Here is a 20,917-nt window from a genome sequence, read left to right on the forward strand (position 1 = left end):
GGCGCCCACAACAACAATAGAGAGTCGAACATGGCTGAACAGTCCGGCCCGACGGCCCCGCGCGAACCCGTGCTGAGCTTGCGTGGCATCTGCAAGAGCTTCGGTGCGATCTCGGTGCTCGCCGATATCGATCTGGATCTCTACCCCGGCGAGGTGGTGGCCCTGGTGGGCGACAACGGCGCCGGCAAGTCCACCCTGGTCAAGATCATCTCCGGCGTGCACCAGCCGACCTCCGGCTCGCTCAAGGTGGCGGGGCAGGAGGTGAGCCTGGCGAGTCCCGCTGCGGCCCAGGCGCTGGGTATCGCCACGGTGTTCCAGGACCTGGCGCTGTGCGAGAACCTCGACGTGGTCGCCAACATGTTCCTCGGTCGGGAATTGCAGCCCTGGGCGCTGGACGAGACCACCATGGAGGTCCGCACCTGGACGCTGCTCAGCGAGCTGTCGGCGCGCATCCCCAGCGTGCGGCTGCCCATCGCCGCGCTGTCCGGCGGTCAGCGTCAAACCGTGGCTATCGCCCGGTCGCTGCTGCTCGAACCCAAGGTCATCCTGCTCGACGAACCCACCGCCGCCCTGGGCGTGGCCCAGACCGCCGAGGTGCTCAACCTCATCGAACGGGTGCGCGACCGCGGCCTGGCCGTGGTGGTGATCAGCCACAACATGGAAGACGTGCGGGCGGTGGCCGACCGGATTGCCGTGTTGCGCCTCGGCCGCAACAACGGCATCTTCGCCCCGGACGTGAGCGCCCAGGAGCTGATCGGCGCCATCACCGGTGCCGATGACAATTCGGTCTCGCGGCGCGCCCGTCGGCGCCAGGCCGCCTCCCTCGACGCCTCCCAGGAGCAGCCGCTATGAGCCAGCCCCACGAATCGGCCGCCTTGCTCGACCGCAGCGACAGCCGCGTCAACCAGACCGTGGGCCTGGCCGCCAGCCTCAAGGCCACCGCCGACCGCATCCGTTCCGGCGACCTGGGCCCGCTGCCGGTAGTGATCGGCCTGGTGGTGATCTGGACGGTGTTCGGCATTCTCAACCCGGTGTTCCTGTCCAGCGCCAATCTGGCCAACCTGCTGTTCGACGCTGCCACCGTGGGCATCATTTCCCTCGGCGTGGTCTGCGTCTTGATGGTCGGGGAGATCGATCTCTCGGTCGGCTCCATCAGCGGCTTCGCCTCGGCCCTGGTGGGAATCCTTTGGGTCAACCAGGGCTGGCCAGTGGCCGCGGCTATCCTGGCCGCCCTGGCGGCCGGTGCGCTGATCGGCAGCCTCTATTCGCTGCTGTTCACCCGCCTGGGCATGCCCAGCTTCGTCGCCTCCCTGGCCGGGTTGCTGGCGGTGCTGGGGTTGCAGCTCTATCTGCTAGGCAACGCCGGCTCCATCAACCTGCCGTACGACTCCTTCCTGGTGAGCTTCGGCCAGCTCGATACCCTGCCGCCGCTGTTGGCCTATCTGCTCGCCGGAGCCAGTGGCGTGGTGCGCCTGCTGCTGGGGTATCGCGCCCATCAGCGGCGGCGTCAGGCCCAGCTGTCGACGCCTGCGCTGGCCGGGGTGGCCCTGCAATCCTTGGCGCTCACGGCGCTGCTGGGCTTCGTCGCCTACTACCTCAACCAGGACCGCGGGGTGCCGTGGATCTTCGTCTTCTTCATGGGACTGGTGGTGGCGATGCATTACGCCTTCACCCGTACCCGGTGGGGGCGCAGCCTGGCCGCGGTGGGTGGCAACCGCGAAGCGGCCCGTCGCGCCGGCATCAACGTACGGCGTATCTACACCTCGGCCTTCGTACTGTGCGCCAGTTTCGCTGCCCTGGGCGGCATCCTCGCCGCGGCGCGGCTGGCCTCGGCCAGCCAGCAGGCGGGGACCGGCGACGTCAACCTCAATGCCATCGCCGCGGCGGTGATCGGTGGCACCAGCCTGTTCGGTGGGCGTGGCAGTGCCTATTCCGCACTGCTCGGGGTGATCGTCATCCAGTCCATCGCCAGCGGCCTGACCATGCTCGATCTGTCGTCCGCGCTGCGCTACATGATCACCGGTGCCGTGCTGGCCCTGGCGGTGATCATCGACGCCCTGGCGCGTCGCTCGCGCGCTTCCCATGGGCGGGCCTGAGGCCTGCAGTCTTTCTTTCGAATTCAGGGGTGAACACATGAACAAGAAACTGTCCCAGAAAGTCGCCGCCATCACCGGGGGCGCCTCCGGCATCGGTCTGGCCTGCGCCAAGGAAATGCTCGCCGCCGGTGCCCAGGTGGCGCTGGTCGACCGCTCCCGCGAGAACCTGGAAAAGGTCTGCGCCGAACTGGGCCCCGATGCCTTTCCGGTGGTGATCGACCTGCTCGATCCGGCCAGCGTCAAGACCATGCTGCCGCAGATCCTCGATCGCTTCGGTCGCCTGGACATCTTCCACGCCAACGCCGGCGCCTATATCGGCGGCGAGGTAGTGGAGGGCAATCCGGATCAGTGGGATTTCATGCTCAATCTCAACATCAACGCTGCCTTTCGCTCGGTGCATGCCGTGCTGCCGCACATGGTCGAGCGCGGCAGTGGCGACATCCTCCTGACCAGCTCCATCGCCGGGCTGATCCCGGTGGTCTGGGAGCCAATCTACACCGCCTCTAAGCACGCCATCCAGGCCTTCACCCACAGCCTGCGCCGACAGTTGATCAAGCACGATATCCGCGTCGGGGCGGTGGCGCCCGGGCCGGTGGTCACGGCGCTGATCAGCGACTGGCCGCAATCCAAGCTCGACGAAGCCATGGCATCCGGCGCGCTGATGGAAGCCAGCGAGGTCGCCGAGGCGGTGGTGTTCATGCTGACCCGGCCGCGCAACGTGGTGATCCGCGATCTGATCATCATGCCCACCAGCGTGGACCTGTAACGCCATGGGCCGGCATTTCATAGGAGTCGACGTGGGAACCGGCAGCGCCCGAGCGGGGGTGTTCGACGCCAAGGGGCGCCTGCTGGGTGCGGCCAAGGCGCCGGTGGAAACCTGGCACGCGCCAGGGCAGCGGGTCGAGCAGTCCGGCGAGCAGATCTGGCAGGCCATCGCCAGCAGCGTACGTGGCGCCCTGGCCGAGGCGGCGGTGGCGCCGGAGACCATCGGAGGCCTGGGCTTCGACGCCACCTGCTCGCTGGTGGCGGTGGCCGCCGACGGCAGCCCGGTCGGCATCGGTGACTCCGGCGACGACCAGCGCAACGTCATGGTCTGGATGGACCACCGGGCCACCGAGGAAGCCAACGAGATCACCGCCAGCGGCCATCCGGTGCTGCGCTACGTGGGCGGGCGCATTTCGCCGGAGATGGAAACGCCCAAGCTGCTCTGGCTCAAGCGCCATCTGCCCGCGGCCTTCGCCCGGGCCGGGCACTTCTTCGACCTCGCCGACTACCTGACCTGGCGCGCCACCGGCGATCTGGCCCGCTCGGCCTGTACCGTCACCTGCAAATGGACCTATCTGGCCCACGAGCAGCGCTGGGACGCCTCCTATTTCGAGACCATCGGCCTGGGCGAGTTGGCCGCCGAGGGTTTCGCCCGGATCGGCACGCGCATCGTCGAGCCGGGTACGCCACTGGGCCAGGGACTCGGCACCGCCGCCGCGGCCGACCTGGGCTTGCTGCCCGGTACGCCAGTGGGGGCGGCGCTGATCGATGCCCACGCCGGGGGCGTCGGCTCCCTCGGTGGCACGGACACCCAGGGGCGGACGGCGGTGACCCAGCGCCTAGCCTACATCTTCGGTACCTCGGCTTGTTCCATGGCGTCCAGCGCGCAGCCCGCCTATGTGGACGGCGTCTGGGGGCCCTATTACTCGGCCATGCTGCCCGGACTCTGGCTCACCGAGGGTGGCCAGTCGGCGGCGGGGTCGGCCATCGACCATCTGGTTGCCCTGCACCCCGCCGCGGCGGCGGTACGTGAGGTAGCCGAGCGACAGGGTCAGGCACTGCTCCCCTGGCTCGAAGCCCAGGTGGCGGCCCAGGGCAGCGCCGCGGTAGCCCTGGCCGAAGGACTGCATGTGGTGCCCGAATTTCTCGGTAACCGCTCACCCTTTGCCGATCCGGACGCCCGGGCGGTCATCGCCGGATTGACCCTCGACCGTGAGGTGGACGGATTGCCGGCCCTTTACGTCGCTGGCCTCTGCGGCATCGCCTATGGCCTGCGCCAGTTGCTCGAAGCCCTGGCGCGGGACGGTATCCGCATCGAGTTGATCGTCGCCAGCGGTGGCGCGGCCCAGAGCGATTTCGTCCGGCAACTGCTGGCCGATGCCACGGGCGTGCCGGTGGCGATCAGCGATACCGAAGAACCGGTACTGCGGGGCGCCGCTATGCTGGGCGCCGTGGCGGCGGCGGAGGGCGCTGGGCTGTTGGACGCCATGGCGCGCATGGCGCGGCTGGATCGTGCGTTCACTCCGGTGACGGGTAGGCTGGCCGAGGTGCATCGCCGCCGCTACGCCGCCTTCGAGATCCTGCAAGGCGCGGAGCGCCAGGTACGCGGCCTGTTCACCGCGTCCTAGGTTCTGTACGCAGCATCATCGAGCACAAGCATTGCTCGTACAGAACCTAGGCCGGCCGTTCAATCCGGCACGTCGCCGAAGAGCCCCGCCTGGTAGTCACGGATCGCCTGGCGGATTTCCTCGGCGCTGTTCATGACGAAGGGCCCATGGGCCACGATGGGTTCGGCGAAGGGGGCGGCATGGCCATAGAGCAGCACGGCGCCGTCGCGGCTGGCGATCTCGACCTGGTCGCCATCGTCGGCGAATTGGAACAGTTGCCAGGGTGCTTCGTCGCGCCCGGCGATCTGCAGGGTGCCGCGGACGCCATAGCAGAACACCGTCGTCCCGGCTGGGGCCGGTAGCCTGGCCGTGCCGCCAGGGGCGAGTTCGACGGTCATCAGGGTGATCGGGGTCGGCGTCTGGACGGCGCCCTGAACGCCTTGGTAAGTGCCGGAGGCCAACCGGATGCGCACCCGGCCCTCGTCCGCTTCGATCAGCGGCATGGCCTCGGCGGTGACGCCATGGTAGGCCGGCGGCGTGAATTTGAGCCGGGCGGGGAGGTTGACCCACAGCTGGAGGATCTCCAGGTCGCCACCGTCGCGCTTGAAGGCGGCCGGCGACAGCTCGGCATGCACCAGGCCACTGCCGGCGGTCATCCACTGGATACCGCCCGCTTCGATGACGCTCTCGTGGCCGCCGCTGTCGCGATGGGCGAGGGAGCCGGCGAGGATGAAGGTCACCGTCTCGAAACCGCGATGGGGATGGGGCCCGAAGGGCAGGCCGGCGTTGTGCGGTGGATAGACCTGCGGCCCGTGGTGGTTGAGAAAGAGGAAGGGGTCGAGATGGGGCAGGCCGGGACCGGGCAGGGGGCGGCGGGTGTGGAGTTCGCCGATATCGTCGCGCTGGGCGGGATGACGATGCAGCAGGGTACGGGCGCTCATGCGGGACCTCGGGAGGCGAAAACCCCAGTGTAGGGCGACCCTCGCGACGCGGGTACCCCTGGCATCGTCAGATGGAAAATCGCACCTCCCGTTCCGGCCGCTGGGCGATGGGGCGACGGTGATTGACCACTAGTTCGCCAATGCGGATCAGGTGGGCACGGGTGACGTTGCGGCTGAGCCCCAGCAGGCGTGCGGTATGGACCTGGTTGCGATGGCAGAAGCGGTAGGCGGCGCGCATCAGGGCATCCTCGACGCGCTCGTGCAGAGCCTCGGGCTGTTCCTCGAAGAGCTGGGCGAAGGCCTCGGTCAGCAAGGCATCGGTCGGTGCCGCCTCGGCGGAACGGGGCTTGGGTGTGACCAGGGTAGGGCGCTGGACGAAGACCAGATCTTCGGCGTCCAGCACCCCCTGGGGCTTGAGCAGCAGGGCGTGCTGCAGGGTGTTTTCCAGCTCCCGGATATTGCCGGGCCAGGGGTGCTCCAGCAGCCGCTGCTCCGCCGCCGGACTCAGGGAAACCGGTGCCTGGGCGTAGGCGTGGAGGAAATGCCGGGCCAGCGGCAGGATATCGCCCGGACGCTGCCGCAGGGGTAGCAGCGGCAGGCTGACCACGTTGAGCCGATACCAGAGGTCTTCGCGGAAGGTCCCTGCGGCCACGGCCCGCTCCAATGCGACGTTGGTGGCGGCGACGATACGGACGTCCAGCGGGATGCTGCGTCGCGATCCGAGGCGCACCACCTCGCGTTCCTGCAGCACCCGCAGCAGCTTGACCTGCACCGGGAGCGGCAGGTCGCCGATCTCGTCGAGAAACAGAGTGCCGCCATTGGCCTCTTCGAACCAGCCGGCGCGGGCGCCCTGGGCGCCGGTGAAGGCGCCTTTCTCATGGCCGAACAGCTCGGCCTCGACCAGGCTTTCGGCGAAGGCGCCGCAGTTGACCGCGACGAAGGGCCCGGCATGGCGCTGGCTCAGCGCATGGATATGGCGGGCGATCAGCTCCTTGCCGGTGCCCGTCTCACCGATCACCAGGACGCTGGCCTCGCTGGGGGCGATCTTTTCCAGATGGGCCAGCAGCTCGCGCGAACGCGGGTCGGCGAAGACCTGGGCGGTGGCCCGGTAGCGGGGGACCGCGGGGGTGCGCGTCAGGGTCAGCAGGGTCATGCGGGGTCCTCGTCAGGAATAGAAGCTGGGCGTGGGCAGGGTGTCGTTCAGGGCCCAATCGCCCAGTTCGTGCAGCTTGTAGTCGACCGGATCGTGCAGGGTCTGGGTGCGCAGGTTGCGCCAGTAGCGATCCAGGCGCAGGGCCCCGGCGGTGGCGCGGGCGCCGCCGACTTCGAACAGCCGACTGGCCAGATCGAGGCCGTGCCGGCTGGCGGCGACCTTGGCGGTGGCGATGGCGATGGCCAACTCACCTCGCGCTTGTTCGCTGAGGGCCGTGCCCTGGCCCCAGGCCTGGGCGAAGGCGCCGTTGGCGCGCTCGACCAGCAGGCGCGTACTTTCCAGCGCCACCCAGAATTCACCGTAGTGCCGCAGGACGTAGGGGTCGCCGCTGGCGGTGCTGGCCGGCGACTTGAACCAGGGGCGGGCCTGGGTACTGGTATAGCGCCGTGCCTCGGCGAAGGCGCCTTCGGCCAGCCCCAGGAAGATGTTGGCGAAGATCAGTTGCGCCAGCAGCGGGCGCAGGCAGGCGAAGGGCGTACTCAGCGGACCGGGGTCGAGCAGCCATTCCTGCTGTTCGACACGCACGGCGTCGAAACGGGCGCTGCCGCTATCGGTCTGGCGTTGCCCGTTGTTGTCCCAGTCATCGAATAGCTGGATACCGGCGCGCCCGGTGGGCACCACGGCGATCAGCAGTCGGCCCTGGTCATCGTTCTCCAGCGCCGAGAGCAGCAGCAGGTCGGAGTCCAGGGCGCCGCTGCAGAAGCTCTTCTGGCCGTCCACCTGCCAGGCGTCGCCCTGGCGCCGCGCCACGGTCCGGCGATCCAGTGGGTTGAGGGCATTGCCCCAGAACAGCGCCTCCCGGGCGGTGCGTTCCAGCCAGGGCTGCCACTGCTCGGGACGACCGAACAACTGGGCGGTGGCGAGTAGCAGATGGTGGAAGCCGAAGACGTGGGCCACAGAGCTGTCGACACGGGCAAGTCGGCGTACCGCCTCCAAGGTTTCGTCCCAGGGCGCCCCCAGGCCACCCAGTTCCCGTGGAATGCTCAAGGCCAGCAGGCCGCTGTGGCGCAAGGCGTCTCGTTCTGCCTTGGGCGTTCCGCCTTTGCGGTCGCGCTCCGCAGCTGTGGCGGCCAACGTGGATAAGAGAGGGATAAGAGGATCCAATCGGGGATAGGGCATAGGGACTCTTCGAGTAGGCTGATTTGTTAGAACTTAATACCGCTAAAAAATCAGTAATAAATATTTATTGGTTATTAGCTAATGGCAATGTCCCGTTCGTCTCGATATTTAACCGGCTGGCCGGAAAATTGGTTATCGGACTGAAGAGCGGTTGGTGCCTGGCGCTATAGGTGTAATTCAACCGCCTGGCTGGAATAGTCATGTTCAATAAAGGGCTAAAACAAGAACTACAGCGCCTGCAAGAGCAGGTCGATTCCTTCAAGCGGCTGAAGGCCGAATTGGACGAAGAGATGATGGGCGTCGAAATGGACGGCAAGGGCTGCATCACTGCGGTGAACGCCAATTTCGAAAAGGAAATGGGCCTGCACGCAGCGGACCTGCTGGGCCGCTCCCTATCGGACCTCATCCCCGCGTATATCAGGGGTGAAGACTACAGTCGCCGGCTGCAGCAGAGTCTGAGTCGTGGCGAACACTTCAGCGGTGCCTTGCGCCTGGTACGCGGCGACGGGCGCGAAGCCTGGTTGCGCGGCATCCTCCATCCCTTCCACGACAGTCAGGGCCAGGTGAATCGCTTCCAGCTGTTCTGCAACAACCTGACCCGCACCATCGAAACGTCACGGGAGCATGAAAGCCTGCTCAAGGCGCTGCGCCGCTCCACGGCGGTCATCGAGTTCAATCTCGACGGCGAGGTGCTCGATGCCAACGACAGATTCCTGCAGGCCATGGGTTACTCCCTGGCGCAGATCAAGGGCAAGCATCATCGGTTGTTCTGTGATTCCGCCGAGGCCAGCTCCGAGGCCTATCAGCAATTCTGGGCACGACTGCGGCGTGGCGAATTCGTCGTCGATCGCTTCAAGCGGGTGGACGCCCACGGCCGGGATGTCTGGCTGGAGGCCTCCTACAACCCGGTGATCGATGCCCATGACCGGCTGTACAAGGTGGTGAAATTCGCCACCGTGATCACCGAGCAGGTCGAACAGGAGCGGGCGGTGTCCGAAGCCGCCAGCGTGGCCTTCGAGACCTCGCAACAGACCGACGACACGGCGCGCCGGGGGGCGGCGGTGGCGCAACAGACGGTGGATGTCATGCGCGCCCTGGCCAATCAGATGCAGGAGGCGGTGAAGGGTATCGAGGCGCTGGACAACCAGTCCCAGGTGATCGGCACCATCATCAAGACCATCAGCGGCATCGCCGCGCAGACCAACCTGCTGGCGCTCAACGCCGCCATCGAGGCGGCGCGGGCCGGTGAGCAAGGGCGGGGGTTCGCCGTGGTGGCCGACGAGGTCCGGCAACTGGCCTCGCGGACCAGTAAGGCGACCGAGGAGATCGTCGGAGTGGTGCAGCAGAACCAGCAACTGGCGAGCGAGGCGGTGACGGTGATCGAGAACGGTCGGCTCCAGGCCGAGCAGGGGCTGGAGTTGGCTGGCCAGGCCGGGCAGGTGATCGTTGAAATCCAGGACGGTGCCCAGCGGGTGGTCGGCGCGGTGGGGCGCTTCGCCCGGCAGCTGTCTACCTGATCCCCGTTTTTTCGGGCGGCGAACGACGAAACGGCAACCCTGGGGTTGCCGTTTCGCGTTTGGCGCTGCTGCGAAAGGCGCGACTAGCCTTGCTTGCTGCCGCCGCCGATCTGCCACACATAGGGCGGCTCGGTGCCCTCGATCTCCCAGGCGCCGACGATGCGCTCCTTGTAGATCAGCGGGTTGTGCGAGGCGGCGGTGCGGGCATTGCGCCAGTGCCGGTCGAGGCCCTTGGCCTGGCTGGTGCCCGAGGCGCCCAGGGCGTTGAACAGATCGCTGGTGGCGCGCAGCACCAGCTCGGCCACCGCCGCCTGTGCCTGGGCGGACTCCAGCTCCGCCGCCACGTTGGCCTGGTGCTCGGCGGCGTCATCCCCGGCATAGCGGGCCTCGAAGGCGGCCTGGGCCGCGGCGGCGGCACTCAGGCTGGCCGCCTCGGCGGCGTAGACGAAGGCCGAGGCCTTGCCCACCACCTGCTGCACCTGGGGATCGGCGCTGGCCGCGCTGGCGTTGCCGTGGCTGTAGACCCTTTTGCGCGCTCGTACTTCTTGGGAAAAGTCCCGTACCGCAGCCCGGCCACTACCCGTGACCACGGCAAGCAGCACCAGTTGGTAGAAGGCGGTCTGGTACTTGAAGCGGGTGGCGAAGTCGATGAGATTTTCCGGCTCTACGGTTACGTCTTCGAACACCGAGGTGCCACTGGCGGTGGTGCGCTGGCCGAAGCCGTCCCAGTCGTCCGATTGGCGTACGCCCGGCTGGTCGGTGCGGATGGCGGCGATGACATCGCCGCCGGTGTCGTCGCGCTGGGCATAGACATCGATCCAGTCGGCGAACAGGCTGCCGGTGCTGTAGTACTTGGTGCCGTTGAGGCGCCACTGGCCGTCACGCTGGCTGACGCGGGTGATGACCTCGCCGAGCTTGACGGCGCCGACCTCGGTCCAGGCATTGCCCACCAACTCCCCAGCGACAAAGCGCTCGAACCAGACCTGCTGGGAGGCACTGGCATGGGCGTTGAGACGATCCTCGACGAAGGCGAAATGGCCACGCAGGGCCTGGGGGAGGTTGCTGTCTGCCGCCGCCAGCTCGATCAGCAGCCGCACCAGTTGCGGCAGGCTGGCGCCGCTACCGCCGAACTCCACCGGCACTCGCACGGCGCCGAAGCCGGCCTCCTTGAGCCAGGCAACCGGGGCATAGGGCAGGGTGCGGGTACGTTCGCGCTCCAGGGCACCCTCGGCGATACGGGCGAAGATCGGCCGGAAGCGGGCGGCCAGTTGTTCGTAGTCGGGCGCTGCGGAATGGACGGTGGGCAGGTGGCGAGCGGGCAGATTCATGGCAATCCTCGGTGGCTGAAAGGTCGACGACGGAGCCATTGCAAGAGCGTTGCCAGCCCGCCAAAGCCCTGATTTGGCGGACTTTTGGTTCTTGTGCTGCCCGTGGCACAGCAGGGCTGCCCGATCAGTGTCGTGCCAGCAACACCTGGGCGGGGCGCGCTAGACTGGCGCTTTTGCGGAGCGCCCATGGACATTCTTTTTCTCGGCACCTCGGCCGGGGTGCCGACTCGGCGGCGCAACGTCGCGGCCCTCGCCTTGATCGAGGACCAGGGCAAGGGCTGGTTCCTGATCGATTGCGGCGAGGCCACCCAGCATCAGCTCCAGCGCACCCCGCTGTCGGCAGCGGATCTGCGGGGTATCTGCATCACCCATGTGCACGGCGATCATTGCTATGGCCTGCCCGGACTGCTGGCCAGCGCTGCCATGACCGGCCGTAGCGGGCCCTTGGCGCTGATCGCGCCGCGGGCCGTGCAGGATTGGCTCACCGCCACCCAGGCGCTGACGGCGCTGCACCTGCCATTCGAACTCCAGTTCCACGCCCTGGAAACCTTCACGGGCCTGTCGCTGGGCGCCTGGGATATCGACGTTTTCGCGCTGTCCCATCGGGTCCCCAGCCACGCCTTCCGCTTTCGCGAGACCCGCCGGCCGCAGCGCCTGGACGCTCTGGCCCTGGCCGCGGCCGGGGTGCCGCGCGGGCCGCTGTGGGGGCGCCTGCATGCCGGCGAAGACGTGCTACACGAGGGGCGGCTGCTGCGCAGTGCCGACTTCCTGCAGGCCGCCTATGGGGAGCGGCGGCTGGTGGTCGCGGGGGACAACGACCGTCCTGAACTCCTCGCCGAGGCCTGTCGTGGTGCCCAGGTGCTGGTCCATGAGGCGACCTATGCCCAGGCGCATATCGACAAGACCGGCCAGAGCTGGGGCCACAGCAGCGCCGCCGGCATCGCCCGTTTCGCCCAGGCGGAGCAGCTACCAGCCCTGCTGCTGACTCATTTCAGTCCGCGCTATCAGGCCGATCCAGGGCGCTCACCGTCCATCGAGGAGCTGCGTCAGGAGGCTGCGGCACTCTTCCACGGTGAATTGCACCTGGCCGAGGATTTTTCGCGTTTCCGCCTGGATCGCCAGGGCCAGCTCAAAGCCCTGGACTAGAGCGGCGGGTAGGGCGCGTGGCCAAATCCGGCCTGGAAGGGCCCGGTTTTTCGACCTTGTCTGACCTGTTCTCCTTGGGCATAGTGCGAACGTTTATCATTTCAGGATCACGTCGATCCCTCGCACCTCGACCCTAGGAGAAGCAAATGGCGGTGTCTTTCAACAAGGTCTCGACGCTGGGCGCCGTGGCGCTGCTGTCGCTGGCAGTGGCTGCCTGCTCCACCCACGCGGAGGCGCCACCGCCACCCCCTCCCGCGCCGGCGCCGGTCGCCGCCCAACCCGCGGCGCCCCAGGCACCCGCCGAACTCAAGCGCATCGACCTGGGCTACGGCGTCTACGAACTGGCCTACAGCCCGGCCAAGCAGTCGGTCTATGCGGCGACCGCCCAGTTGACCAAGGGCGTCACCGGCGGAGTCATCTACCAACTCGATCCGACTACCCTGGCCATCACCGGGCAGATCCATACCGATCTGAAGAACTTCGCCCTGACCACCGATGCCAGTGGCGAGACGCTGTTCGTCACCAACTCCCTGGACGGCGGCCTGAGCCGTATCGACCTGCGTACCGGCAAGGTCGAGAAGCGCCTCCTGTTCAACGAGATGGGCCGCGATGGCCATCCGGTCAATCCGCGTCAGGTGATCCTGCACGATGGTCTGCTGTACGTCGGCGGCGTCGGCGATCCGGGGGTGATCTGGGTGGTGGATGCCAAGACCCTGACCCTCAAGGCGCGCATCCCCAACGCCGGCAAGTGGGTGACCGGGCTGCTGTACTCCGAGGACACCGGTCGTCTCTATGCCGCCAATGGCAGCGGCGAGGTGCTGGTGATCAATCCCCGTACCCGCAAGATCGAGCACCGCTGGACCCCGGGCGACGGTGGCAAGTACCTGCTGCTGAACCTGGCCGAGGATCGCGCGAACCACCAGCTGTTCGTCACCGACAACTCCGAGGCCAAGACCGTGCTGGTCTTCGATATCCGCACCGGCAAGGTCATCAAGCGCCTGCCGGTGGGCGACGCCCTGGCCATCAAGCTCAATACCCAGCGCAACGAGCTGTACATCACCCAGCGTGAGACCGGCCGCCTGCTGATCCTCGATGCCACCACCTACGCCGAGAAGAAAGCCTACGACCTCAAGCCCAATCCCAACAGCCTGCTGGTCAGCCCCGACGGCCAGACGCTCTACGCGACGGTGAAGACGCCCTTCGACAAGGAATACATGAACACCGCGCCGGAAAGCGTGGTGCGCATCGACCTGACCGCGATCAAGTAAGACCTGCCTGGCGGCGGTCCGCCGCGCGCTGCGGACCGCCCGAGGGCGGACAGGGCTTCCCAAGCCCGCCGGCGTGCTCTTGAATGCGACGACGCCTGTCGCGGTCTTCGAGGAGAGCACGCTTGTCCGCCACCGATCTCACCCTGCTTCCCCTGTTGGAAGCCTCCTATCGCCACTGGCTCGGCCAGTGTCTGCCGCGTCCCGCCGGGTTACCCCAGGCTGAGGCCTTGACCTGGCTGCACGAGCGAGCGCCCTACGCCTTGCTGGCCCACGGCAACGAAAGCGATCCGCTGTTCTGTTACGCCAACGAGCAGGCCCTGCGCTGCTTTGGCTATCCACGCGCGGAATTTCTGGGCATGCCATCCCGGTTCAGCGCCTCACCGAAGGACCGGGCAGCGCGTCAGGTATTGATGGAGACGGTTGGGCGTCAGGGCTATGCCGGCGATTACGAGGGGTGGCGCGTGGACCGGGCGGGAAGGGCCTTCATGATCCACGCCGGGGTGGTGTGGAACCTGCTCGACAGCGAGGGCCAGCGTCTGGGACAGGCGGCGTTGTTCTGGCCGGATAAGGCGCGGATCGGGCAGGTGGAGTGAGGGTGGCCTGGGTTTGTTGGGCTTTGCTGCTCAGTCCGGTCTGGTGTGTCGTATGGGACCGCTCCCTGCTCTTGTAGCGCAAAGGGTGGCCTGGGTTTGTTGGGCTTCGCGTTGCTCAGCCCAACCTACGATGGAGTTAGGAGCCAGTATCTTTCCCTGCGAGATCCTGACGCCGAAGCGCTGTTGGGCTTCGCTGCGCTCAGCCCAACCTACGAAAGCTACGATCGTGCGGTTGACCGCCCCCTCTCCCTGAGGGAGAGGGCTGGGGTGAGGGGGCACAGCGCTCACTCATCCTCGACGATCAACACCACCAGGTCTTTCGGCCCATGGGCACCGTAGGCCAGGACCTGCTCGATATCAGCGGTCTTCGACGGCCCGGAGATCAGCAGCGCATTGGTCGGCATGCCGCTGCGCCAATCGTGCCGTTGCTGCAACTCGTAGAAGTTGTCGACCACGGTGCTGGCCCTGAGCAGGGCGATGTGCAGCGGTGGCACCAGGCTCATCAGTCGCGGCTCCTGGCGATCCGGCCAGAGCACCAGGCTGCCGGTGGAAGCCAGGGCGCCGAGGGTGCCGGTGAGACTGGCGGGGGTGTCGTCGAACAGCTCGGCTTTCCATTCTTCCACCGGGCGGTCATAGGCTTTCCAGCGCGGCTGGCCTTCGCCCTGCCAGCGCTCTACCAGCCGCGCGCCGTGGGGTGTGCCGGGGGCGATCAACAGCTGATCCAGGCCGCGCTCGGCAAGCAGGCGCTCTACCAATGCCGGCCAGTCCGCCGTGGTGGTCAGGTGGGTTTCGGTGTGCACCGTCTCCATCAGGGTGCGCAGGCGGGCGATGCGTTCCTCGGGCGGATAGCTCCAGGGCTCGGTCACCAGGGCTTCGTCGAAGTCGTCGGCCAATGGCTGGGTGCCTTGGAGACTGCCGCGCAGCTTGGCGAGGATGTTGTCGCGGGCGCTCATGGGCGTCTCTCCAGGTGTTCGCGGGCCAGTTCGTGCAGCGAGCGGCGCGCCGGTTTGGGCGCGCTGTGGTGCTCCGTCCAGGGGCCGAGCTGGCCAGGGGTGAAGCGGCCGAAGCGGGTGGCCAGGTAGCTGAAGCCGCGATAGAGCAGCGGCGAGGTATAGAGGTTCTGCCAGGCGTGCCAGGTCCAGCGTTCGCGGGCGGAAAACTTGCTGCCCTGGCCGCGCAGGAGGTGCGGCTCTGCCTCTGGCGCCTTGACGTTTTCCTCCCGCAGTCTGCGCAGGAGTGCCGGAATGGGAATCTTCACCGGGCAGACCTCGCCGCAGGCACCGCACAGCGACGAAGCGCTGGGATGATCGGGCGCCCGCTCCAGGCCGACCAGGTGCGGGGTGATGATGGCGCCGATGGGACCGGGATAGACCTCGCCATAGGCGTGGCCACCGATGCGGGTATAGACCGGGCAGTGGTTCATGCAGGCGCCGCAGCGGATGCAGTTGAGGGTCTGGCGCAATTCGCTGTCGGCGAAGGCTTGGCTGCGGCCGTTGTCCAGCAAGACCAGGTGCACCTCGCGCGGGCCGTCCAGTTCCTCGGCCTTGCGTGGCCCGGAGATCATATTGACGTAGGTGGTGATGGGCTGGCCCAGGGCCGAGCGGGTCAGCAGCGACAGCAGGGGCACCACGTCGCGCAGATTCTCCACCACCTTCTCGATGCCGGTCACGGCGATGTGCACCGGCGGTACCGTGGTGGACATCCGCCCGTTGCCCTCGTTTTCCACCAGCAGCAGGGTACCGGTCTCGGCCACCGCGAAGTTGACCCCGGAGATGCCGATGTCGGCCTCGAAGAATTTCCGCCGCAGCACCCGCCGGCCGGTCTGGATGAGTTCGTCGACGTCGGTGGTGTAGGGCTCGGCCAGGTGTTCGTGGAAGAGGGTGCCCACCTGCTGCCGGTTGAGGTGGATGGCCGGCATGATGATGTGCGACGGCTTCTCCCCGGCGAGCTGGATGATGTACTCGCCCATGTCCGATTCCAGGCAGTCGATGCCCTGGGCGCCGAGGACGTGGTTCATGTCCATCTCTTCGCTGACCATGGACTTGCCCTTGATCAGCAGTTTGGCCTCGTGGCGCTCGGCGATCCCCTGGACGATGGCGTTAGCCTCGGCCGTGGTCTCGGCCCAGTGCACCTGGACGCCATTGCGGGTCAGGTTCGCCTCCAGGCGCTCCAGCAGCTCGGGCAGCTTGGACAGCGCCCGGGCGCGGATGCGATTGCCCAGCTCGCGCAGCCGCTCACGCTCATCGGCATCGCTCATGCTGGCCAGGCGCTTGGTCATCAGCGAATCCATGGCGGTGCGGAAATTGCGCCGCAACTGGTCGTCGCCCAGGGCCTTGCGCGCCCGGATCTTGAACGGCGGGGCTTCGCTGACGTCGGTCAGGGGAATCTTCAGCATCTCGTTCATACGGCACCTCCGATACGGCGCCAGAGGAAGCTGGCCAGGTGTTCGCCACGCAGGGCGGCACGCTGCTTTTCCAGCGCGCCGTTGATGTTCATCAGGCACCCGCAGTCGGCGGTGAGCACCTGGGCCGCGCCACTGTCCTGCAGGGCACGGGTCTTGTCCGCCACCATGGCGCCGGAGATGTCCGGCATCCGTACCGAGAAGGTGCCGCCGAAGCCACAGCATTCGCTTTCGTGGTCGTGATCGACGCGCTCCACGGCCTGCAGCTGGCCGAGCAGGGCGCGGCCGTGCAGGTGGGTCTGCATCTCGCGGCGGGCGCTGCAGGAGGTGTGCAGCGCCACCTTGGTCGGGGCGCCGCGGTCCTGGTAGTCCACCTGGCAGACGTGCAGGAGGAATTCCGCCAGCTCGTAGGTGCGCGCGGCCAGGTCCTGCACCTGCCGCAAGGTCTCGGGCTCATCGGCGAACAGCTCGGCATAGTGATGGCGCAGCATCCCGGCGCAAGAGCCGGAGGGCACCACCACCGGCCAGGGCTCGGCGAACAGCGCCAGCTGGGTGCGGGCCACGGCGCGGGCTTCCTCGGTGTAGCCCGAGGTGTAGGCCGGCTGGCCGCAGCAACTCTGCGCCTGGGGAAAATGCACGCGGATGCCTTCGCGCTCCAGCAGACGGATGCTGTCCATGCCGGCTTCGGGATAGAAGAGGTCGACCACGCAGGTGCCGAACAGATAGACCTGTGCCGGCTTCTCGTGCGGATAGGTCCGCGGGGGTGCCAGCGGCGGCGCGGTACGGGTGGCGTTGGGGGCGGCGTTGTAGAAAAGATCGTTCATCAGGCGTCACTCCGGGTTAGCCCGGTAATAAGAAGACCGGCGACGGCCTGAGCCGCCGCCGGGAACCGCGCGATCAGTGCACCAGCATGCCGGTGAACACATAGGCCTGCGCCAGGGTGATCAACCCGACCAGCACGGCGAAGCCGATGCTGTGGCGCACGGTGAAGCGGAACAGGTCGGACTCCTTGCCCACCATGCCGGTGGCGGCGCAGGCCACGGCGATGGACTGCGGCGAGATCATCTTGCCGGTCACGCCGCCGGAGCTATTGGCGGCCACCAGCAGGGTGTCGGACACGCCGATCTGGTGCGCGGTGGTGGCCTGCAGCGAGCCGAACAGGGCGTTGGACGAGGTATCCGAACCGGTCAGGAACACCCCCAGCCAGCCCAGCAGCGGCGAGAAGAAGGGGAACAGCGCGCCGGTGCCGGCCAGCAGCAGCGCCAGGGTGGTGGACATCCCCGAGTAGTTGACGACGAAGGCGAAGGCCAACACCAGTCCGATGGACAGGATCGGCTTGCGCAGCTCCACCAGGGTTTCCTTGAACACGCCCAGGGCAGTCGAGGGCTTGATGCGGAAGATGGCCATGGAGATCAGCGCCGAGATCAGGATGGCGGTGCCCGAGGCCGACAGCAGGTCGAGCTTGTAGACCGCCGGCATGGGCGTGGGCGTAGCCACGATGGGCGCTACCTTGAGCACCAGCTTGTCCAGGTAGGGCACAGGTACGTTGATTACCAGGGCGTAGAGGGCGCCGCCGCTGGCGAACAGTGCCTTGAAGGCCTTGGTGGTCCAGATGGTGACGACCACGGTGAGGATCAGGAAGGGCGACCAGGCCTTGATCACGGTACCCAGCGAGTGCTCCGGCGGCAGCCGACCGCCTTGGCCAAAGCCGGCGCCGCCGCCCAGCATGGCGGCACCACCGCCGCTGCCGACCACGGTGGTGGCACCCGCGGTGGCGTGTTGTGGCTGGCGCAGCTTGAGGTAGCCGGTGAGGGCGATCATGGCGGCCAGCGACGAGGTGATGTCGGGCAGTTCCGGACCGATGAAGTTGGAGGTCAGGTACTGGAACACGGCAAAGGTGCCACCGCAGATCAGCGCCGGCTTCCAGGTTTCCCGCAGGCCACGCAGGCCGTCCATCATGAACATCAGCCACAGCGGTACCAGCAGCGACAGCAAGGGTAGCTGGCGACCGGTCATGGCGCCGATCTTGAAGGCGTCGATACCGGTCACCTGGCCGGCGACGATGGTCGGAATGCCCAACGCGCCAAAGGCTACCGGTGCGGTGTTGGCGATCAGGCAGAGACCGGCTGCTTTCAGTGGGTTATGGCCCAGGCCCACCAGCAGGGCGGCGGTGATGGCCACCGGGGCGCCGAAGCCGGCCGCGCCTTCCAGGAAGGCGCCGAAGCAGAAGCCGATCAGCAGCACCTGCAGGCGCTGGTCGTCGGTAATGGAGAGGACGGAGCTGCGGATGATGTCGAACTGACCGCACTTGACCGTCAGCTTGTAGAGAAACACCGCCGTCACGATGATCCAGGCAATGGGCCAAAGTCCGTAGAGGAAACCGTAGCCGGCCGCGGCCAATGCCTTGTCCACGGGCATGTGGTAGACGAACAGCGCGATGACCAGGGCGATCCCCAGGGTCAGGGCGCCCGCCACGTGCCCTTTCAGGCGCAGACCGGCGAGGGCGACGAAGAAAAACAGGATGGGCAGCGCGGCGACGAAGGCCGAAAGGCCCAGGCTGCCAAGGGGGAGGTATATTTGTTGCCAGGTTTCCATCGGGTGCTCCTTGATTGTTTTTGTAGGGAGGCGGCAGGACGGGGTTGCATCGCATCGCGGCTTGTGGCAAAAATTGGTAAGACCAATTTACAAGGGCGACTTCACGCACGGTAAGCGGGGTCTTTGCTGCTGTCAAACGCGTTGTTTTGCGACTTTAGTCTTTGACGTTTCTCGCTGGCCGGGTCCCAGGCTCTGCCATGCGTCATTTCAGGTGCCCCATGAGTTTCGAACCGGTCAAGCAACGTCGTCTGTCCGACGACATCGTCAAGCACCTGGAAGCGCTGATCGCCGAGGGTTCGCTGCGGCCCGGCGAGCGGCTGCCCGCCGAGCGTGCGCTGGCCGAACGCTTCGGCGTCTCCCGACCGTCGCTGCGCGAAGCGATCCAGAAATTGACCGCCCGGGGTCTGTTGCTCAGTCGTCAGGGGGGCGGGACCTACGTGACCGAAGCCCTCAACAGTGCCTTTACCGACCCCTTGCTGCCCTTGTTGGAAAGCCGCGAAGAAACCCGTCGCGATCTCCTGGAGTTTCGCCACACGTTGGAAGGCGCCTGCGCCTATTACGCCGCCCAACGCGCTACCCAGCCGGATCTGGCACGACTCACCTTGGCTTGGGAGCGGTTGGAAGATTGTTATCGGCGCCGCGAAACCATTAGTCGGGAAGAGGAGGGTGATGCCGACGCGGCCTTTCACATGGCCATCGCCGAGGCCAGTCATAACGCCGTTTATCTGCACAGTATTCGTAGTCTGTTTGAACTACTGCGGCACCATATGGTGACCAATATCGGGGGTATGCATGCTCATCGGGAGGAAACCCGTGATCGTCTGATCGAACAGCATCGTGCCCTCTACGAAGCCATCGTCGAGGGTCGCGCCGATGGCGCGCGGGAAGCCGCCAATCGGCACCTGGACTACGTTCAGGAGGTGTTGGCGGAGGCTGGGGCGGTGGCTCACCGATTGGCCCGTGCTAGACGCCGGGAAGAGTTCTGATCATCTAACAAGCAATATAAATTGATGATGCCTTTTTGCCATCATTTGTAATGGGTTTTTGAGATGCTCCGATTTTTTTGCCTAAGTAAATTAAAGTTTTTGCTGTTTTAAGCTGATAACCCGGTCACACTATCCCGCCTGAGGGCGTCTAGACCGGTATTCGACAGTGGCCAAACTTTCCTCTGAACTTTCCGTTTCCGCCTTTCCGCTGGCGCCCGTTCTGCTAGGTACGACCTCGGTCGTAGCGCTGTTCGGCATCGGCGGATTCACTACCCTCACGGCCGTCGCAGCGCTGGTGCAGGCTGGCCTCGCAACCGGGCTGGGTGTTTGGCAGGTCAAGCAGTCCCAGACGCTGCAGCGTGAAATCCACGCCTTGCAGACCGTTGAGGCGGACTCCATGGCCGGCCGCGACGAAGCCCTCGAAAACCTCTGCGTTGCCATATTGCCGGTCTGGTCCGAACAGATCGAGGCGGCGCGTTCCCACACCGAGCAGGAAATCGTCAGCCTGACCAGTCGCTTCGCCGAGCTGGCGGGGCGCATCGAAAGCGTGGCGGGCACCGATCAGGGCAGTGGCGATCGCCTGGTGAACCTGATGGCCACCAGCCAGAATCAACTGGATGGCATCCTGCAATCGCTGCGCGAAGCGCTGTCCAGCAAGGGGGCTCTGCTCAACGAGATCAATGGCCTCGCCGCGCTCACCGAAGAGCTCAAGAGCATGGCCAAGGATGTCGGCGATGTGGCTCGGCAGACCAACCTGCTGGCGCTCAACGCCGCTATCGAAGCGGCTCGCGCCGGTGAAGCCGGGCGTGGCTTCGCGGTGGTCGCCGACGAGGTCCGCAAGCTGTCCACGCTGTCCGGCAATACCGGGCAGAAGATCGGCGAAACCGTGGAAACGGTGAACGGCGCCATCGCCCGCACGCTGGAGCTGTCACACCTGCACGCCGAGCGCGATACCGGCACCCTCAACGATTCCGGCCAAACCATCGAGCAGGTCATCGGTGCCTTCGGTGGCACCACCCGGGACGTCGTCGAGCGCAGTGACGCTCTGGCCAATAACGCCTCCGCCGTGGGCGGTGCCATCGCCGAGGTACTGGTGGCGCTGCAGTTCCAAGACCGCGTCAGCCAGATGCTCGGGCATATCCGTGACGACCAGGGCCGGCTGGAGCGCCTGGTGGTGGAGCGTCGTACGCTTGCTGCCAGGGGTCAGCCGCTACCGCCACTCGACACCCAAGCCTGGCTCGCCGACCTGGCCCGTACCTACACCATGGCCGAGCAGGTCGCCGTGCATCACGGCAAACGACCCGCGGCGGCTGCCGAATCCGATATCACCTTCTTCTAGCAG

At 66.6% G+C, this 20,917-nt stretch carries 18 protein-coding genes and 1 pseudogene; 11 read left to right on the plus strand and 8 right to left on the minus strand.

Going from position 1 to position 20,917, the window contains the following annotated elements:
• Positions 1-30 precede the first annotated feature (30 nt).
• The 4 genes from FAZ11_RS07360 to FAZ11_RS07375 are packed head-to-tail and all read left to right on the plus strand — an operon-like array spanning position 31 to position 4,489.
• Entirely contained in the window at positions 31-852 is an 822-nt protein-coding gene (locus FAZ11_RS07360) for an ATP-binding cassette domain-containing protein (RefSeq protein WP_058760942.1), read from the plus strand.
• The gene (locus tag FAZ11_RS07365) at positions 849-2,096 is read left to right on the plus strand and encodes a sugar ABC transporter permease (protein WP_058767300.1); all 1,248 of its coding nucleotides are present in this window, start codon (positions 849-851) and stop codon (positions 2,094-2,096) included. The genes FAZ11_RS07360 and FAZ11_RS07365 overlap by 4 nt, the downstream gene beginning before the upstream one ends.
• A 37-nt stretch (positions 2,097-2,133) precedes the next feature.
• Positions 2,134-2,862 (plus strand): SDR family oxidoreductase, encoded by a 729-nt coding sequence (locus tag FAZ11_RS07370; protein WP_137279494.1) that lies wholly within the window; start codon positions 2,134-2,136, stop codon positions 2,860-2,862.
• Positions 2,863-2,866: 4 nt separating this feature from the next.
• On the plus strand, positions 2,867-4,489 hold the full coding sequence (locus FAZ11_RS07375; protein WP_058767302.1) for an FGGY-family carbohydrate kinase: 1,623 nt from the start codon (positions 2,867-2,869) through the stop codon (positions 4,487-4,489).
• A 59-nt stretch (positions 4,490-4,548) separates the two neighbouring features.
• Here the strand turns inward: FAZ11_RS07375 and FAZ11_RS07380 are convergent, their stop codons facing one another.
• The 3 genes from FAZ11_RS07380 to FAZ11_RS07390 form a co-directional block, all read right to left on the minus strand.
• The gene (locus FAZ11_RS07380) at positions 4,549-5,409 is read right to left on the minus strand and encodes a pirin family protein (RefSeq protein WP_137279493.1); all 861 of its coding nucleotides are present in this window, start codon (positions 5,407-5,409) and stop codon (positions 4,549-4,551) included.
• Between the two features lie 67 nt (positions 5,410-5,476).
• Complete coding sequence (locus FAZ11_RS07385; RefSeq protein ID WP_137279492.1) at positions 5,477-6,562, minus strand: sigma-54 interaction domain-containing protein; 1,086 nt, start codon at positions 6,560-6,562, stop codon at positions 5,477-5,479.
• A gap of 12 nt (positions 6,563-6,574) precedes the next feature.
• Positions 6,575-7,741: an acyl-CoA dehydrogenase family protein gene (locus FAZ11_RS07390; RefSeq protein ID WP_058787236.1), complete on the minus strand. Its 1,167-nt coding sequence runs from the start codon at positions 7,739-7,741 to the stop codon at positions 6,575-6,577.
• Between the two features lie 200 nt (positions 7,742-7,941).
• Between FAZ11_RS07390 and FAZ11_RS25360 the strand changes: the two are divergent.
• Both FAZ11_RS25360 and FAZ11_RS25365 read left to right on the plus strand, forming a co-directional pair.
• A pseudogene (locus FAZ11_RS25360) lies at positions 7,942-8,718 on the plus strand (PAS domain-containing protein); the annotation flags it as partial.
• A 129-nt stretch (positions 8,719-8,847) separates the two neighbouring features.
• On the plus strand, positions 8,848-9,258 hold the full coding sequence (locus FAZ11_RS25365; RefSeq protein WP_421958169.1) for a methyl-accepting chemotaxis protein: 411 nt from the start codon (positions 8,848-8,850) through the stop codon (positions 9,256-9,258).
• Positions 9,259-9,341: 83 nt separating this feature from the next.
• Here the strand turns inward: FAZ11_RS25365 and FAZ11_RS07400 are convergent, their stop codons facing one another.
• Positions 9,342-10,586: an acyl-CoA dehydrogenase family protein gene (locus FAZ11_RS07400; RefSeq protein WP_058778383.1), complete on the minus strand. Its 1,245-nt coding sequence runs from the start codon at positions 10,584-10,586 to the stop codon at positions 9,342-9,344.
• A gap of 186 nt (positions 10,587-10,772) precedes the next feature.
• On the opposite strand from FAZ11_RS07400, the gene FAZ11_RS07405 reads away from it, so the two are divergent.
• The 3 genes from FAZ11_RS07405 (at position 10,773) to FAZ11_RS07415 (ending at position 13,593) form a co-directional block, all read left to right on the plus strand.
• A complete protein-coding gene (locus FAZ11_RS07405) occupies positions 10,773-11,732 on the plus strand; it encodes a ribonuclease Z (protein ID WP_058778384.1) in 960 nt (319 codons plus the stop codon).
• Between the two features lie 146 nt (positions 11,733-11,878).
• Entirely contained in the window at positions 11,879-13,000 is a 1,122-nt protein-coding gene (locus FAZ11_RS07410) for a YncE family protein (protein WP_058785181.1), read from the plus strand.
• Between the two features lie 122 nt (positions 13,001-13,122).
• Positions 13,123-13,593, plus strand: a complete 471-nt coding sequence (locus FAZ11_RS07415) for an MEKHLA domain-containing protein (protein WP_058785180.1) — start codon at positions 13,123-13,125, stop codon at positions 13,591-13,593.
• Between the two features lie 284 nt (positions 13,594-13,877).
• Here FAZ11_RS07415 and FAZ11_RS07420 read toward each other — a convergent pair whose 3' ends face one another.
• The 4 genes from FAZ11_RS07420 to FAZ11_RS07435 form a co-directional block, all read right to left on the minus strand.
• Complete coding sequence (locus FAZ11_RS07420) at positions 13,878-14,546, minus strand: LutC/YkgG family protein (RefSeq protein ID WP_058785179.1); 669 nt, start codon at positions 14,544-14,546, stop codon at positions 13,878-13,880.
• Entirely contained in the window at positions 14,543-15,997 is a 1,455-nt protein-coding gene (locus tag FAZ11_RS07425) for a LutB/LldF family L-lactate oxidation iron-sulfur protein (protein ID WP_058785178.1), read from the minus strand. Before FAZ11_RS07425 ends, FAZ11_RS07420 begins: the two co-directional genes overlap by 4 nt.
• A complete protein-coding gene (locus FAZ11_RS07430) occupies positions 15,994-16,818 on the minus strand; it encodes a (Fe-S)-binding protein (protein WP_058785177.1) in 825 nt (274 codons plus the stop codon). The genes FAZ11_RS07425 and FAZ11_RS07430 overlap by 4 nt, the downstream gene beginning before the upstream one ends.
• Positions 16,819-16,891: 73 nt before the next feature.
• Positions 16,892-18,589 (minus strand): lactate permease LctP family transporter, encoded by a 1,698-nt coding sequence (locus FAZ11_RS07435; RefSeq protein WP_058785176.1) that lies wholly within the window; start codon positions 18,587-18,589, stop codon positions 16,892-16,894.
• A 218-nt stretch (positions 18,590-18,807) separates the two neighbouring features.
• Between FAZ11_RS07435 and FAZ11_RS07440 the strand changes: the two genes are divergently transcribed.
• On the plus strand, positions 18,808-19,575 hold the full coding sequence (locus FAZ11_RS07440) for an FCD domain-containing protein (protein WP_058769161.1): 768 nt from the start codon (positions 18,808-18,810) through the stop codon (positions 19,573-19,575).
• Positions 19,576-19,741: 166 nt separating this feature from the next.
• Positions 19,742-20,914 (plus strand): methyl-accepting chemotaxis protein, encoded by a 1,173-nt coding sequence (locus FAZ11_RS07445; protein WP_240043624.1) that lies wholly within the window; start codon positions 19,742-19,744, stop codon positions 20,912-20,914.
• Positions 20,915-20,917 lie beyond the last annotated feature (3 nt).

It is taken from the genome of Pseudomonas rhizoryzae (assembly GCF_005250615.1).
GTDB lineage: Bacteria > Pseudomonadota > Gammaproteobacteria > Pseudomonadales > Pseudomonadaceae > Chryseomonas > Chryseomonas rhizoryzae.

What these genes read in the sequence shown, in the direction of transcription:
- FAZ11_RS07440 (WP_058769161.1), top strand. Translation starts at nt 18,808, where the DNA reads ATGAGTTTCGAACCGGTCAAGCAACGTCGTCTGTCCGACGACATCGTC.
- FAZ11_RS07385 (WP_137279492.1), bottom strand. Translation starts at nt 6,562, where the DNA reads ATGACCCTGCTGACCCTGACGCGCACCCCCGCGGTCCCCCGCTACCGG.
- FAZ11_RS07435 (WP_058785176.1), bottom strand. Translation starts at nt 18,589, where the DNA reads ATGGAAACCTGGCAACAAATATACCTCCCCCTTGGCAGCCTGGGCCTT.
- FAZ11_RS07405 (WP_058778384.1), top strand. Translation starts at nt 10,773, where the DNA reads ATGGACATTCTTTTTCTCGGCACCTCGGCCGGGGTGCCGACTCGGCGG.
- FAZ11_RS07365 (WP_058767300.1), top strand. Translation starts at nt 849, where the DNA reads ATGAGCCAGCCCCACGAATCGGCCGCCTTGCTCGACCGCAGCGACAGC.
- FAZ11_RS07420 (WP_058785179.1), bottom strand. Translation starts at nt 14,546, where the DNA reads ATGAGCGCCCGCGACAACATCCTCGCCAAGCTGCGCGGCAGTCTCCAA.
- FAZ11_RS07430 (WP_058785177.1), bottom strand. Translation starts at nt 16,818, where the DNA reads ATGAACGATCTTTTCTACAACGCCGCCCCCAACGCCACCCGTACCGCG.
- FAZ11_RS07390 (WP_058787236.1), bottom strand. Translation starts at nt 7,741, where the DNA reads ATGCCCTATCCCCGATTGGATCCTCTTATCCCTCTCTTATCCACGTTG.
- FAZ11_RS07370 (WP_137279494.1), top strand. Translation starts at nt 2,134, where the DNA reads ATGAACAAGAAACTGTCCCAGAAAGTCGCCGCCATCACCGGGGGCGCC.
- FAZ11_RS25365 (WP_421958169.1), top strand. Translation starts at nt 8,848, where the DNA reads ATGCAGGAGGCGGTGAAGGGTATCGAGGCGCTGGACAACCAGTCCCAG.
- FAZ11_RS07425 (WP_058785178.1), bottom strand. Translation starts at nt 15,997, where the DNA reads ATGAACGAGATGCTGAAGATTCCCCTGACCGACGTCAGCGAAGCCCCG.
- FAZ11_RS07400 (WP_058778383.1), bottom strand. Translation starts at nt 10,586, where the DNA reads ATGAATCTGCCCGCTCGCCACCTGCCCACCGTCCATTCCGCAGCGCCC.
- FAZ11_RS07375 (WP_058767302.1), top strand. Translation starts at nt 2,867, where the DNA reads ATGGGCCGGCATTTCATAGGAGTCGACGTGGGAACCGGCAGCGCCCGA.
- FAZ11_RS07410 (WP_058785181.1), top strand. Translation starts at nt 11,879, where the DNA reads ATGGCGGTGTCTTTCAACAAGGTCTCGACGCTGGGCGCCGTGGCGCTG.
- FAZ11_RS07380 (WP_137279493.1), bottom strand. Translation starts at nt 5,409, where the DNA reads ATGAGCGCCCGTACCCTGCTGCATCGTCATCCCGCCCAGCGCGACGAT.
- FAZ11_RS07360 (WP_058760942.1), top strand. Translation starts at nt 31, where the DNA reads ATGGCTGAACAGTCCGGCCCGACGGCCCCGCGCGAACCCGTGCTGAGC.